This window comes from Rhodococcus sp. WB9, assembly GCF_007558985.1.
GTDB classification, from domain to species: domain Bacteria; phylum Actinomycetota; class Actinomycetes; order Mycobacteriales; family Mycobacteriaceae; genus Rhodococcus_F; species Rhodococcus_F opacus.
On sequence record NZ_CP041769.1, the window covers coordinates 6,922,211 to 6,936,550 of the forward strand.

Below are 14,340 nucleotides of genomic sequence, written 5' to 3' on the forward strand. Positions count from 1 at the left end.
CATCGGACGTCCCTCGGCTACAGGTCAGGCGAGGGACGTTCACCGTTCGCCTCGGCGAGTTCGGCGAGCCTCTCGACAGAGGCCAGAAGCTTGTCCGACGTGGTGGCCCGGGCCCGCGCGAGGCGTTTCTCGTCGGTCAATCGCGACCATTCGTAGGTATGCGTGACACGGACGTGCGCCTCGTCGACTCGGTCGAGTTCCCAGCGCCACAGATGCCCCGGTGGCTGATCGCCCTGCACCGAGGGCAGCCAGGCAATCAGTTGCCCCTCCGCGAATTCCACCACGTGGTTGTCGCGGATGCCGCCGTTCGTGAGCGTCATGGTGAACACGTCACCGACGGCGCGCACCCGCTGCCCGGCCGCGGCCTCGGCCAGATTGTCGTTGCCGTCCCACCGCGGCTGTTGCGCCGGGTCGGCAATCAGTTCGAAGACCGTCCGCGCCGGGGCCGCGATGATACGGCTGGCAGTCACGACGGTGGGAATCCCATTCTCCTCGGTCATAACTCGATCAAACCATGACGAGTCGCCAGATCTCGAGCACCATGCCTCGTTGCGCACTCGGCAAGTCGATGTCGATCAGCGGACTCGTGCCGGCCGGCCGGACTCGACGAGACGACACGGCAGTGCGGTTTCGTTCGGCTGCACGCTTCGTGCGGGTGGGCGACAGTAGCGTCGCCGATCGGGACAATCCAGACAACCAGGGAAAGGGCACAACCATGCGCAATTTTCGACGTACGGCAGTGGCGGGAGCCATGATCGCGGGACTGATGACTGCCGGGGCGGCAACGGCGTCCGCCGCTCCGTTCGGCTCCCTCGGCGACGGACCCGACCTCGTGATCACGCAGGCGAACGCCGAGGGTGTCAACGCATGCGCCGTGCGTGTCACGAACGAGGGCGACGGGACCGCCACCGGAGTCACGGTCCACACTCCGCTCGTTTACGAGAGCAGGAACCTCGGCACGCTCGCCCCCGGCGAATCGCAGATCGCCGAATACTTCGATTGCGGATTCTCGGAGCGCATCTTCTACTTCGCGGCGACGAGCGGCGAAACGAATTGGGCCGACAACTTCCTGTACCTCGAACTCTGAGCGCTGGGGTCGCCGGGAGCGCGGGCCCACGGCCTGGTCAGCTCCCGGAAACCGCGGATGTCTCCCCTGAATCCGGGCTCTCCCCGTACAAGATCGAGGTCAGAGACCATATCGGCTGCGCAAACGCATGGCCCATGGTCGCCTGCGACGCGCCAGACGAGGACGTTCCCGACCAGTCACCCTCGTCGAACCTGGCACCACCCTGGTCGAGCCCGGCGGCACAACCCTCTACGGTCCCGCCCCCGCAACCGTCAGCTCCCAGCAGGTCGCCACCATCCACCAGGTCAACTACCCCTCGAGCCCGACGACGGAGTGATCTCCGACCCACTCGATCCCGAAGTGCCCTGGATGTGGCCTACCACCGAGGCCGACGCACTCGTCCTGAGCCTCTACACCGGGCACCGCCTCGCTTGTCCAGACAATACGGCAAACGCCTTTTTCGATCGGAAGTCGCTGAGGACGTTCCGCAACGCCGCGGCGTCCGGCCACCGCGATTGTTCGTGACGCGGCGATGCGTGACCGAGATGCTGCGAGGAATCGGTGATTGTTCGCTCAAAGGCTCCGATCATGCGCGATATCCTTGGAGGACTCTGCAGAGGTGATTGAGGTGGCAGGTACGTTCGGGCGTTACGTGATAGATATGCCGACGGAGTGAGCCATGCCGCCGGCTGAGAACGATCCGTTATCGACCCAACGCGACGAAGTGCACGTCGTCGCTACGGAGCTCCGAGACGCCGGATTCGACGACCCCCGAGAGATCGGCCGCGGCGGGTTCGGTGTCGTGTTCCGGTGCCGGCAGCGTTCCCTCGATCGCACGATTGCCGTGAAGGTGATGACCTCGGAACTGGACGACGAGAACCGCGCCCGGTTTTTCCGGGAACAGCGGGCGATGGGACGACTCACCGGCAACCCCAACATCGTGAACGTGCTGCAGGTGGGCACCACGGGAAGTGGGCGGCCGTACCTGGTGATGCAATTCCATGCCCAGGGCTCACTGCATGCATGGATTAGCCGTCAGGGTTCACTTCCACTGGATAAGGCTCTCCGGATCGGGATACGTATCGCCGGCGCATTGGAGAGCGCCCACCGCCTCGGGATCATTCACCGCGACGTCAAACCTGCGAACATCCTGCTCACCGACTATGCCGAGCCTGCCTTAACCGATTTCGGCATTGCACATATACCTGGCGGATTCACCACCACCAAGCGTGTAATCACCGGATCGCCCGCCTTCACCGCACCTGAAGTGTTGCGGGGGGACGAGCCGAGCGCGGCGTCCGACATCTACGGTCTCGGCGCCACCGTATTCTGCGCCCTCACTGGTCATGCCGCATTCGAACGTCGCAGCGGTGAGAATCTGATCGCGCAGTTTCTGCGGGTCACGACCGATCCGGTCCCAGACCCACGGATCGCCGGAATCCCCGATGACGTCAGCACCATTATCGAACGTGCAATGTCTGCCGAGCCACACCAGCGCCAGCCCACTGCTGCTGCGTTCGGTGACGAACTTCGGGGCATCCAGGCACGCTACGGATTTCCGATGGATGTGATGGCGGTCCGCGTCGAAGCGGGAGGTGAGTCCGCCGGGTCGCACGCCGGCACGAGAGAGCATCGATCGCACTCCATGCCCGGTGTCGGCAAGTCCGCGCAGGGTGATCTTCCTCTGGAGTTGACCAGCTTCGTCGGTCGTCGTCACGAACTCGCTCAGGCCCGACGACTGCTCGGGGTGTCGCGCCTTGTCACCCTCACCGGTATCGGTGGGGTCGGCAAGACTCGGCTGGCGCTGCGTGTGGCGGCGAAGGTACAGGCAGCGTTCACTGACGGTGTGCGGATCGTCAAGCTCGGTGCCGTCGAGGACGACTCGCTCGTCGTGGTCGTCGTCGCGTCCGAACTCGGGCTACGCAATCAGACGGCGCGACCGCTCATCGAGATTCTGCAAGAGTTTCTAGGCTCGCAGAAGTTGCTTTTGGTGCTCGATAATTGTGAGCAAGTGCTGGAGAAGACGGCAGAAGTCGTCGACCAACTTTTGCACTTCTGTCCCAACCTCTATGTCCTCACCACCAGCCGCGAGCCACTGGGAATCAGCGGGGAAGCAGTTCTTCGCGTTCCACCACTCAGCGTCCCCAACGACAGCCGCCCGACGACACCGGAAGGCCTTCCCCAGTTCGACGCCGTAAGGCTGTTCGCCGACCGGGCCGCTGCTGCCGTTCCCACCTTCGCTCTGACCGAAGACAACACGAGCACGGTCGCACAGATCTGCCGGCAACTGGACGGTCTGCCCCTGCCGATCGAGTTGGCGGCCGCACGATTGCGGGCGATGTCCCCCGAGCAGATTCGGGATCGGCTGCGGGACCGCTACGAAGTGTTGTCCCGCGGGCACTGGGCCGGACCGCCTAGACAGAGAACGATGCGATTGTGTATCGACTGGAGCTACGAGCTGTGCTCACCGCAGGAACGACTCGTGTGGTCCCGGTTGTCGGTGTTCGCGGGTCACTTCGAGCTCACCGCGGCCGAGACTATCTGCAGCCGCGACATCTCGTCCGACGAGTTCCTGGACACGCTTACCTCTCTGGTGGACAAGTCGATCCTGATGCGGGAAGAGGTCGGCCGGGATGTGCGATTCCGGATGCTCGAGATCCTGCGCGTCTACGGCAAAGAGAAGGCGCAGGCGTCGGGCGAACTTCAGCAACTGCGCCGTGAGCATCGAGAATGGTGTCGGCAGCTGTCCGCTGGCGCGGCAGCCGATTGGATCAGCCCCCGTCAACTCGAGTGGATCACGCAACTGACCCGTGAGCAGTCGAACCTCCGTGAGGCAATGGAGTTTTCCGTGGGCGACGCCCCCGAAAAGGGTCTCGAAATCGCGTCTTCTCTATTCGCGTTCTGGTTCTCTCACAGCCTGTTCAACGAGGGCAGATACTGGCTCGACCGTCTACTGGCGTGCGAGGCAGGGCAGTATCCCGCCACAAGGATCAAAGCGCTCTACGCTGCGAGCTCGCTCGCTGCGGTACAGCGAGACTTCGACACTGCGTCGACCGTAATGGCGGAGGCACGCTCGCTGGCCGAGGAAACGACAAACCCCGTTGTCCACATATTTCTCGCCCGCGCCGAAGGCGTGGTCGGAGTCTACAAGGGCGACCTCACGCCTGCGTGTGTCGAACTCGAAAAGGCGCGCGCCGCATTGTCCACCGATCATGATCTCACACAACATGTTTGGATCCTCGTGATGCTAGGTGTGGGTTACGATCTACTCGGAGAGTCTAATCAGGCGATCGCGTGTTTCAACGATGCTCTTTCCATTACGGAAGCTCACGACGAGACCATGTACCGGTCGTACACCCTGTGGGCGATGGGCGTGGCCATCATTCACCGAGGCGAGTTGGACCTGGCGAGCAGGCTTCTGAAAGAAGCGTTGGTGCTGGTTCGACGTGTGGACGACCGCTTGGCCGCGGCGGTGTGCCTCGAGGCGCTCGCGTGGACAGCGGGCGAGGAGCGACAGTTTCAACGATCCGCCACACTTTTGGGCGCCGCGGCGAACTTCGCGCATTCCGTCGGGAGTAGCCCACTGCTGTTCACCGTCCTCAACGAGCAACACGATCGATGTGTGACCAACGCCTCTCGCGAACTCGGCTCCAGCACCTTCAGCGCGGCTCGTAGCAAGGGCAGCCAGTTCGACACGGATGGCGCAATCACCTACGCGCTCGAGGGGGAGGCTGTGGAGTCCTCGCAACGACCGCACTCGTCACAATCCGGCCAGCCGTCTGTCCAGTTGACCAAACGTGAACGCGAAGTCGCTGCGCTCGTCGCCGAAGGGCTAACCAATCGCCAGATCGCGACCAGACTGACCATATCGCCGCGGACCGCACAGGGTCATGTGGAACACCTCCTCACCAAACTCGGATTCAACTCGCGCGCCCAGATCGCGGCATGGTTCGCGACCGAGAACGCGTGAGCGTGTTGTAGGGGAAGGTTCGGTCTCCGCCCTCGAGGTCGCCCATGACGACGAGGCTGACACCGGAAGCGTTCCTCGTCGCAGCATCACGCGGATGGTGCGACGAACTGGATCCAAGTCTCACCAGCGCCTCGTAGCCCACGAAGGCGGCCATTGCGTGACTATTCGAGAGACCGTCTCGAGTCACTCGACGAGCGACCGCGAGCGGGTTGACCGCGTATACCTGGTATCCGGCCGCCGTCAGCGCCTGCACCCGCAGGCCGCGGTCGGTTTCGAAGCCGACCACGACCTGCCCTGTCTCTTCGGGACGGGCGGCTACCAGTTCGTGCAGTTCACGGATGCCGGCCAGTCCTTCCGACATCCGACGCGACGACAGCCGCCGGTCGACGTCATCCATCAGGTGAACGTCGTGATGGTCTTCGCCCAGTCGTCTCCGACGAAGATCATCGATCGCCTCTTTCAGTTCTCCTAGGATGGGTGAAAGCTGTTCGAGCCCAGAGGCACCCGGCGACAACCTAACGGATCATTGCTCACACGGCACGACACCCCATCAGCGCTACAGGGACCTCACCGACCGGCCAGGGCACGATCTAACCCTGGCAATCGACGCTCACTCCGGGCGCGAACAGTGCTCACCGGCCAGCGGCTCAGTGATCACCTTCCCCGGGACAACCCGTGACCTGTCGAAGGCTCGCTGATCGACTTCCATCAGGTGCGCTGAACAGTACCGGAGCTGCGATGAACGCGTCGTGTTGGCGATCTGTTGGCGATCCCAACCTCGCATCCTGGTGACGCGTTCATTCTGCTCAGGCGAATGGATAGTTCTAGTGAGCCGTCAAGGCACCATGCTGACCTCGGCAGCCGGTTCGTCGGATACGTCAGCTTGTTGTAGCCCTGCAGGTGTCCGGTCAGGATATGCGACCTCGCCAATGACTGCGCGATCCAGTTTCGCCTCCAGGCCTTCATCGACTCGCCCGTCACGCAGCCCGATGGTCTTCTCGACCACGAAGACCACGAGAAGCGCCGACGCGAGACCGAGCGCCAGGAAAACGATAACTCCGTACAATTGATGTCCGATGTTGATCGAGGCGTGCTGGAAGGCATACTCACCCTGGGTAATTCCAAAGTAGCCACCCTGCTTGACGCCACCTGCCAACACCGCGGTCATCAAAGCGCTGTAGATGCCTGGGCCCAGCGTAAGTGGTACAACTTTGACGTCGTCCAGCCGGAGCCTGATCATCAGCTTGTAACCGCCGAGCAGGATGAAGGGCGCAAACACGGCCGTCAGACCTGCCTGCCAGGGCTTGACGGCGTCGATCAGCCCCGACACCGAGATCCAGCCGGCCACCGGTGACACCAAGAAGAAGTACGGGTGTTTCCCTATCTTCCAGACCAGCAGGCCGCCGATCGCCGAGGCCGCGAAGGCCATCATGAGATTCGTGACAATCAGCCCCATGCCGCTCTCGTTGAGGGTGATCCCGAAGTATCCGGATCCGGGTACCAGGTACCCGTTGGTAAGCGCGTAGCCGCAGATTCCGGCAAGGAAGAGGACCATTCCGACCACTACGTACAACATGTTGTGCGGGATCGCAGGCTCGGTCGCGGTGCCGTCGAAAACACCCACCCTTGGCCTGGCTCGCCACACCAATACGAGCGCCCAACACCCCAGCAATATATAGAAGAACGCACCGCCGAAGTCGTGGGTACCGGCGTTGGACAGTGGACCGACAGAGCCGTAGACCAGGTACCCAGCGACCGGGATGACTACAGCCCCGAAGAGTAATGCTATCAACGCCAAGGAACTTGTCTTGACCCGTTCGATCACAGACCCGGCCAACAGCGCCGCGAAAAAGGCGGCGAAGAGAATGAAGAGCGCGTAAAAGGCCTGGAAAGCGTCAGCATTCGGCACGACCGCTGGATCGAGATCCTGGGGTAGGGTGTTGATGCCCGTTCCTCCGAGCCACCACGACTCGATCGCCTGGCCGAGCGGATTGGCAACACCGAAAGCCTGGTTGAACTGCGTGACCCAGATGGCAAATCCGATCAGTGACATACCCGCCGCAGCAACGAATGCGGCGACAAGCTTTTGCGTCAACGTGTGCATCACGTTTCCTGCGCGACTGAGGCCGGCGTCGAATAGAAGTATCCCGGCTATGGCCAGCAAGATGGCGATCAGCCCGATAATGTAGACCACCGTCGGAAACTGCGCCGCCATAGAAACTTGATCAAGGTACATGGCATCCTTCTACCTGAGAGTGGAGTGGTAAGACGCGGTTGCCTCTTGAATCCATAAGAGATTCCTTGCCAAAGAAACCATCTATACGAATCAGGCCAGCCCCTGTATGGCGTGCCGCCGTCAAATTTCTCACGGTGTGTGAGACGTTTCTGAGCCTGTTCCCTACCGGATGCGCGGTGACCTCAAGTGCAAAGATTACCGCGCAACTTCGTTTGATCTTGGATAGAGCGATTTTTCGAGTGAGTTTCGTCGTCGACCTCAGAGATCTGTTTCGACGACGACCGCGGAGTTCATGTCGCGTTCCCACTGGTTCGCCGCATGGTGCTCACCATCGGGTGACGACCAGTTTCTGATCGGTGAAGAAATCCAACGGCGCAGCACCACACACATGCAGGTCACCGTAGAACGAGGCACCGTACCCGCCCATCGTCACATTCGCCGGCGGCGCCGGAAACGCATTGACACCCACATTGCCGGCCCGGATACCCCGCTCGAACTCCGCCGCCACCGCACCAGAGCTGGTGAACACCGCGGCAGCGTTACCGAACTCGGTATCATTCGACAACGCGATCGCCTCCGCGAGCGTGTCCACCCGATGCACATTGATCACCGGACCGAACAACTCCCGACCCTCCACCCCGTGCCGCGGATCCAAATCAGCAACAATCGTCGGCCCGATGAAATAGCCGTTCTCCGACCCCGCCCCACCCACCGGCTTCACGTTCCGACCATCGAGGACGAACGTCGCACCCAGATCCTCCGCCTCCCCCAGCGCCGCCAGGATCCGCTCCTTGCTCTCGGCGCTGACGACCGGGCCCATCGTCACACCCTCGGTCATACCGTCACCGACCACCCACTGATCGGCCAACGCCACCACACGGTCCATCAGATCGCCGTAGACGTCACCGACCACCACCACCCGACTCCCCGCCAGGCACCGCTGACCCGCCATCCCATAGGACGAGGACACGATCCCGGCCGCCGCCCTATCGAGATCCGCATCCGGGGCCACCACGATCGGATTCTTCGCACCACCATTGGCCTGCACCCGCTTCCCGGCCGCTGCCGCCGCCCCGTAGATCGCCCGCGCCGTCGGCGACGACGTGATGCACGACACCGCCACCACCGACGGGTGGGCGATCAGGTGCTTGACCACATCCGCCCGGCCGTGCACCAAGTTCAGCACCCCATCCGGCAGACCCGCCTGCTGCAGCAACCGAATCGCCGCGGTGGACGCGAGCGGATCCTGCTCGGACGCCTTGATGATCAACGCATTACCGGTGACCAGAGCCCACGCCGAGAACTGCACCGTGTTCATCACCGGAAAATTCGACGGCGTCACCGCCACACACCCCCAACGGCTCCCGCACCCGCCGCGCATCCACACCAGTGGTGACGTTCACGGCGTCACTGTGATACAGCATCGGAGCGGCAATCGCCGTCTCCAAGAAATCAACGGCCCGCCCCACCTCACCGCGCGCCTCATCCAACGTCTTACCCTGATCGATCGTGATCACCCGAGCCAACGACTCGACATTGTCCTCGAGGATCACCTTCATCCGATACAAAAACCGCACCCGCTCCGACAACGGCCGCGAACCCCAGTCGGCGAAGGCACGAGACGCAGCCACCACCGCCGCCTCCGCATCCTCGATCGTCGCCGGCACCAACTCCGTAATCACCCGCCCCGTCGCAGGATTGAACACATCGATGGCATCCACTCCCGACCCCGGCACCCACCGACCACCAATCAAACACGTAGCCGTCAAATCCACATCGGTCATTGTCACTATTCAAACCCTCACTACTCGAAAATCGTTGGTAGGTGCCGCCGACGACCGCGACCGGCAAGACCGACACCTGCGGGTCCTCGGTCAGACGTGTGCGGCTACGACCCCGCACCGGCGCCACCGACGACTATGGAGCCATATGTGCCCGTGGTCTACGACAGATCGACGACGACTGTCTTGAGCTCGAGATATTCGTCGAGACTCTCCTTGCAGGTTTCCCGCCCCAACCCCGACTGCTTGTGCCCACCGAACGGCAACGCCGCATCCACCGTCTGATAGCAGTTCACCCACACCTGACCCGCTTCGATTCCCGCGGCCACGCGGTGCGCGCGGCCGAGGTCCCGGGTCCACACCCCCGCACCGAGTCCGTAGTGCGAATCGTTCGCCAGCGCCAGCACCTCGTCCTCGGTGTCGAACGGCACAATCGTCAGAACCGGACCGAAGATTTCCTCCCGCAGGACTTTCGAGTCCGAGCCGACGTTCGCCAAGACGGTGGGCTCGACGAAATAGCCTTCGCTCCCCCACGCAGAGCCGCCGGTGACGATCTCGGCTCCCTCGCTGCGGGCGAGTTCGATGAAACCGAGCACCCGGTCCCGGTGCTCCGCCGAAATCAGCGGACCCATCTGCGACGCCGCATCCAAGCCGCGGCCCAACCGGATGCTGTCGGCCGCCTCGACCAGCCCGTTGACCACATCCTGGAACACTGAACGGTGCGCGTACAGACGCGACCCGGCGACACAACTCTCACCCTGGCAGGCGAAGATCGCCAGCGCGGCCGACGGAATCGCCTTCCCCAGATCGGCGTCGCCGAAGATGACATTCGGTGACTTCCCGCCCAGCTCGAGGGAGACGCGCTTGAGGTTGCCCGTGGCCGCCTTGATGATCGCCTTCCCTGTCGGACCCGAGCCGGTGAAACTGATCTTGTTCACGTCCGGGTGCTCGACCAAGGCGGCCCCCACCGTCTCCCCGTATCCGGTGACATAGTTGAAGACACCCTCGGGGAAACCGGCCTCCAGCACCAACTCCCCCAGCAGTGCGATCGACAGCGGAGTCTGCTCGGCCGGCTTGACAACCACCGTATTTCCCGTCGCGAGCGCCGGCGCAATCTTCTTGACCGCCATCATCAACGGGAGATTCCACGGCACGATGCACCCCACCACACCGAGGGGCTCGCGCAGCGTGTACGAATGATAGGGGCCGCCGAAGTTCGTCGGAAACGACACCGGGATCGTGTCCCCGGTGATCTTGGTCGGCCATCCCGCGTAATACCGCAACACATCGACCGAGAACGCCACATCGACGTATCTGGCCTCGCCGATCGTCATCCCCGCATCCAGCGACTCCAACTCTGCGAACTCCTGCGCACGGTCCTCGATCAGATCCGCCAGCTTCCACAGCAGTCGGCCACGTTCCTGCGGAGTCAGCCGGCGCCACGGGCCGCGGAATGCTGCGCACGCAACCGAGACCGCGCGGTCGACATCCTGGGCGTTACCGGCCGGGACATGAGCAACGACCTCCCCGGTCGCGGGATCCTCCACCGCGATTGTTTCGGCGGTGGACGCGTCCACCCACTCGAAGCCGATCAGCATCCTCTCGGCCTTCTTGATGTTCGTCCTCAGTTCTTCACTGAGCAGCGTTGTGGACATTGTTCCATCCTCATCTTCATCGCATTAACAGGTTCTCGGCACTCTCACGACGGAGGGTTGCGCCCTAAGCCGCCACACAGCCCTGGCCAGATCGTGTGGCGGCCGCATTTGGGAGCTCGAGGCGCGGGAAAGTCTCAGGCGTTCTGCAGCGCCTGCGCCGCCGTAAAGTTCTTCATCAGCGGGAACACCTCACGACCCATCCGCTTGATGTCCTCCACGTAATCCGGGAAGATCAGCATGTATCCAGCGACGTCGAGTTCGGCCCACTCGTCGAGCTGGCGCGCGATGCTCTCCGGGGAACCAGTAATGAAGTCCGTCGAGAACTGCACGAATCCCTTGGCGTCGACCCCGGCGAGGATCTCTGAGGTGCCGCCCTTGGCGGAATCGGTGGATGCCTGCCCGATCATGTACTCCATCACACCCCGATCCGGGCTGTCGATGTAGGTCTGCAGCTTTGCTTCCGCTTCCTCGTCGGTATCAGCGAGGACGACACCCAATGCCACGAATGGCCGGATGGTCCGCCCCGCGTTCTCCATCTGCTCGTTGAACCTGCCCACGACATCCTCGAGAGCGTCCACGCCTCCCCAGGCCAGGCGGAACGAGTAGTCGGCGTACTTCGTGGTGAATGCGATGGCGTCGTCCGAGGCGCCGGCACACACGATGTTCACGTGAGTATCTGGCTTCGGGCCCATCCGCAGATCGTCATACTGGAAATGCTTGCCCTTGAAGTTCGAGACGCCGTCCTCCCAGAGCTCGCGCACCACCTGGCAGTACTCACCCGCGTACTCCCAACGGTAGCTGTTGTATTCATAGCCAGGCCACACATTCATGACCTCGAGCTCACGGGGGTGCCAGCCGCCGGGAACGATGTTGAGTGAGAAGCGCCCCTCGCTGATCTGGTCGATCGTCACGGCCATCCGCGCAGCGATCGCCGGATGGATCGCCAGAATATTCACGGAGCCAATCAGCTTCATCGTCGTCGTATCCCGGGCAAGGGCAGCCATCTGTGTCATCGACTCCAGTGCGTCGTCCCAAAACCCCGTCGTACCACCGTGCCCGCGCAGCGCCGACAACGACAGGGCAAATGAGAACCCGCTTTCCTCACCCGCCTGGATGATCTCCCTCATGTGCGAGTACGTCGGCGAATACTGTGGAGCAGCCTCGGAAATGATGTAACCATTCCGAGCACTGGGAATGAAAATACCGAACTCCATCGCAGGTGTTCCTCTCTTTTGCGACCCGCCTTCTCACGGATCGGTCGAATAATCTGCGGAGCCCCTGATTCGAGGGCAATCCGACGAAGACAAGACTTCGGATTCGGGCGTCCTGGGTAGGACGGCGTTAGGTGGGGACGGCGACCTGTTGTCGCGTCATGTCGCGCCGTAGTCGTCACAGAACCCTGTAGGAAGCATGAACAGCTTCAGCGTGCAGTTTGGGCAACGTGCTGACTTCGACGGCGGCTCTCATTCGGCGCAGGCGCTTCGTGTGCTTGTGCAGATCTTCCTGTTCCGGTCGAGCGGTCACACCGATGGTTTCATGGTCGAGTTGCGCATCGTCGACGACTTGTCGGTCGCACAGCCGGACATTCTCCTCGCGCGGTTCTACCGCTGGTTCCGTGGTCGGATCGCGACGGCGTCGATCTCGACGCGGCAGTCGCCCGCGATACCCACGACGAGCGTGGTGCGCGCCGGATACGGGCCGTCCCCGAAGACCTCGGTGTACGCGGTCCAGAATTCCTTGCGATACGCATCGTCGGCCAGATAACAGGTCGTCTTCACAACATCCCCGAGCGTGCAGCCGGCAGCCCCGAGGATCCCCTGAATCTCCCCGAGCGCGATCTTCGTCTCGTCCGCGATGGTCTCGGCCTCCGGCTTACGAGCGAGCGTCTCCAAATCCAGCGCCATGCCGCCGCAGAACACGTAGTCCTGGGTCGCCACACCCGGATTCATGCCGAACCGCGGGTAAGGAAGATTGCCTGGGTTGAGGTATTCCGTCATCGTTGTTCCTTCGGTGAGATGGGGGTAGGTCAGTTCGCGGCGACAGCCGTGGAATCGAGGCTGCGGAGCGCGGGCATGCACTCCGCGGCGAACAGCTTCAGGGATCTGTCGACGTCCTCGTGCGCGATGCCCGGCACACCCATCTGCAGCAGCCAGTTCCCGATGCCGTGCGACCTCGTCATCCGCGTCATCTTCTCGAGCACGGTGTCCGGCGAACCGATGAACAGGTGATCACGATCGAACATCAGATCCCACGGAGCCATCTCCTTGTACTTGGGGTCGTTCGGGTCCTCGTCCGCATCGAGAAACACCCCGATACCCCGAACCCGGCAGATGAACTCGAAGAACTCCACCACCGCCGGCTCCGCGATACGGCGCGCCTCCTCGTCGGTGTCCGCGACGTACGCCATACGCAGCACCGCGACGTCCTCGCCGAGCGGCGGGTGACACCGGCGACCGCGGCCCGCTCGTCGCGATACAGCTCGCACAGGTTGTGAAGAACCCGACCGGTGGGATACCAGGTGATCGGCTTCATACCGTTGCGAGCGGCGCGCCGGAATCCCTCCACGGTCTCGGTCACCGCGAACAGCGGCGGCATCGGCTGCTGGTACGGCTGCGGAGTGATCCCGAACGCTCGAAGCACACCGTCCTCGCCGACCCAGCCTTCCGGATCGGGCGCACCCGGCGAGTGGATGAACTTCGTGCCCGGCTCCGGGAACGTGTAGCGCGGACCCCGCCAACTGAACTGGCGGTCGGTCCAGATCCCCTTCACAATCGCCAGGTTTTCGTCGAAGATCCCGTAACTGTCCCCGCTGCCGTTCCAGCGGTTCGCCTCCGGATTGAGATTCATCACCTCGATCGGCAGAATTCCCCGACCGAACGCCACATCGAGGCGACCGTCACTGAAATGGTCCAGGATGGCGAGATCCTCCGCCACCCTCAGCGGATGCCACAGGGTCAGCGATACCGCCGCCATCCCGAACCGGATCCGGCTCGTCCGAGCGGCCAGGTCCGTCGCCAGCATGATCGGATTCGGGCTCGCATCCGTACCATCGACATCGAAGTGATGCTCCCCCAACCAAATACGGTCATACCCGAGTGCGTCCGCCATCACGGCATGCCGCCGCGTCGCCTCCAGCACCTCATGCCAGGACAACTCACCCGAACGATTCGTCAACGCATACAGCAAATCCAGTTTCATTTCACTCCAAGTTCATTGGCTCTCGCCCATAATTCGGACAAGGACCGCATTGCTATCCAATTGCGTGCCCGAAGGCTGACTCTCGGAAGCACAGCCGTTCAGGTGATACCCATCACAAGAGAATCGCTGCAGCCACGCCTCGGTACCAGCGGGAAACTACCTATCCACTACCTATTGGCCCTACCCACGTACCACGTAGGTGGGCACGGCGAGGGTCCGCGCCGTGGCATGCCAGGTCGCTGGCTGGTCAGGAACGGCCACCCGCCCATATCAGTTAGGTCGAACTGTATGCACCGACTCGCGGCGCTGACACCCACACACCGGCCCTTCGGACCGGCCACGTCACCTCCGTTTGCCGCCGGACATGCGCCCACACTTGGCCAAAGAGAGGCGCCGTCAGATCGCGGGCCCTCTGGATCAGATCAGCCCAGCTC

Annotated in this window: 9 protein-coding genes and 2 pseudogenes; 2 read left to right on the plus strand and 9 right to left on the minus strand. The window is 62.7% G+C overall.

Annotated features, from left to right (window positions below):
- Nucleotides 1-17 precede the first annotated feature (17 nt).
- On the minus strand, nucleotides 18-500 hold the full coding sequence (locus tag FND50_RS32280; protein ID WP_005265147.1) for an SRPBCC family protein: 483 nt from the start codon (nucleotides 498-500) through the stop codon (nucleotides 18-20).
- Between the two features lie 215 nt (nucleotides 501-715).
- Between FND50_RS32280 and FND50_RS32285 the strand changes: the two genes are divergently transcribed.
- Nucleotides 716-1,087, plus strand: coding sequence for a hypothetical protein (locus FND50_RS32285; protein WP_144288435.1), 372 nt, complete (start codon nucleotides 716-718; stop codon nucleotides 1,085-1,087).
- A gap of 658 nt (nucleotides 1,088-1,745) precedes the next feature.
- A complete protein-coding gene (locus FND50_RS32295; protein ID WP_144288436.1) occupies nucleotides 1,746-5,036 on the plus strand; it encodes a protein kinase domain-containing protein in 3,291 nt (1,096 codons plus the stop codon).
- 183 nt (nucleotides 5,037-5,219) lie between these two features.
- Here FND50_RS32295 and FND50_RS32300 read toward each other — a convergent pair.
- The 8 genes and pseudogenes from FND50_RS32300 to FND50_RS37925 form a co-directional block, all read right to left on the minus strand.
- Nucleotides 5,220-5,483 (minus strand): annotated as a pseudogene (locus tag FND50_RS32300) (transposase); the annotation flags it as partial.
- 388 nt (nucleotides 5,484-5,871) lie between these two features.
- Complete coding sequence (locus FND50_RS32305) at nucleotides 5,872-7,251, minus strand: ammonium transporter (RefSeq protein WP_260850776.1); 1,380 nt, start codon at nucleotides 7,249-7,251, stop codon at nucleotides 5,872-5,874.
- Between the two features lie 346 nt (nucleotides 7,252-7,597).
- A pseudogene (locus FND50_RS32310) lies at nucleotides 7,598-9,056 on the minus strand (aldehyde dehydrogenase family protein).
- Nucleotides 9,057-9,214: 158 nt separating this feature from the next.
- Nucleotides 9,215-10,708: an aldehyde dehydrogenase gene (locus FND50_RS32315; RefSeq protein WP_144288438.1), complete on the minus strand. Its 1,494-nt coding sequence runs from the start codon at nucleotides 10,706-10,708 to the stop codon at nucleotides 9,215-9,217.
- A 134-nt stretch (nucleotides 10,709-10,842) separates the two neighbouring features.
- Nucleotides 10,843-11,922, minus strand: a complete 1,080-nt coding sequence (locus tag FND50_RS32320) for an LLM class flavin-dependent oxidoreductase (RefSeq protein ID WP_144288439.1) — start codon at nucleotides 11,920-11,922, stop codon at nucleotides 10,843-10,845.
- Nucleotides 11,923-12,309: 387 nt separating this feature from the next.
- On the minus strand, nucleotides 12,310-12,705 hold the full coding sequence (locus FND50_RS32325; protein WP_144288440.1) for a RidA family protein: 396 nt from the start codon (nucleotides 12,703-12,705) through the stop codon (nucleotides 12,310-12,312).
- Between the two features lie 29 nt (nucleotides 12,706-12,734).
- Entirely contained in the window at nucleotides 12,735-12,968 is a 234-nt protein-coding gene (locus FND50_RS37920) for a hypothetical protein (protein ID WP_186301178.1), read from the minus strand.
- Nucleotides 12,950-13,906 (minus strand): LLM class flavin-dependent oxidoreductase, encoded by a 957-nt coding sequence (locus FND50_RS37925; protein WP_144288442.1) that lies wholly within the window; start codon nucleotides 13,904-13,906, stop codon nucleotides 12,950-12,952. The genes FND50_RS37920 and FND50_RS37925 overlap by 19 nt, the downstream gene beginning before the upstream one ends.
- Nucleotides 13,907-14,340 lie beyond the last annotated feature (434 nt).

Coding starts and splice junctions, on each gene's coding strand:
- FND50_RS32325 (WP_144288440.1), bottom strand. CDS start 12,705: ATGACGGAATACCTCAACCCAGGCAATCTTCCTTACCCGCGGTTCGGC.
- FND50_RS32315 (WP_144288438.1), bottom strand. CDS start 10,708: ATGTCCACAACGCTGCTCAGTGAAGAACTGAGGACGAACATCAAGAAG.
- FND50_RS32280 (WP_005265147.1), bottom strand. CDS start 500: ATGACCGAGGAGAATGGGATTCCCACCGTCGTGACTGCCAGCCGTATC.
- FND50_RS32295 (WP_144288436.1), top strand. CDS start 1,746: ATGCCGCCGGCTGAGAACGATCCGTTATCGACCCAACGCGACGAAGTG.
- FND50_RS32320 (WP_144288439.1), bottom strand. CDS start 11,922: ATGGAGTTCGGTATTTTCATTCCCAGTGCTCGGAATGGTTACATCATT.
- FND50_RS32305 (WP_260850776.1), bottom strand. CDS start 7,251: ATGGCGGCGCAGTTTCCGACGGTGGTCTACATTATCGGGCTGATCGCC.
- FND50_RS37920 (WP_186301178.1), bottom strand. CDS start 12,968: ATGGCTCCGTGGGATCTGATGTTCGATCGTGATCACCTGTTCATCGGT.
- FND50_RS37925 (WP_144288442.1), bottom strand. CDS start 13,906: ATGAAACTGGATTTGCTGTATGCGTTGACGAATCGTTCGGGTGAGTTG.
- FND50_RS32285 (WP_144288435.1), top strand. CDS start 716: ATGCGCAATTTTCGACGTACGGCAGTGGCGGGAGCCATGATCGCGGGA.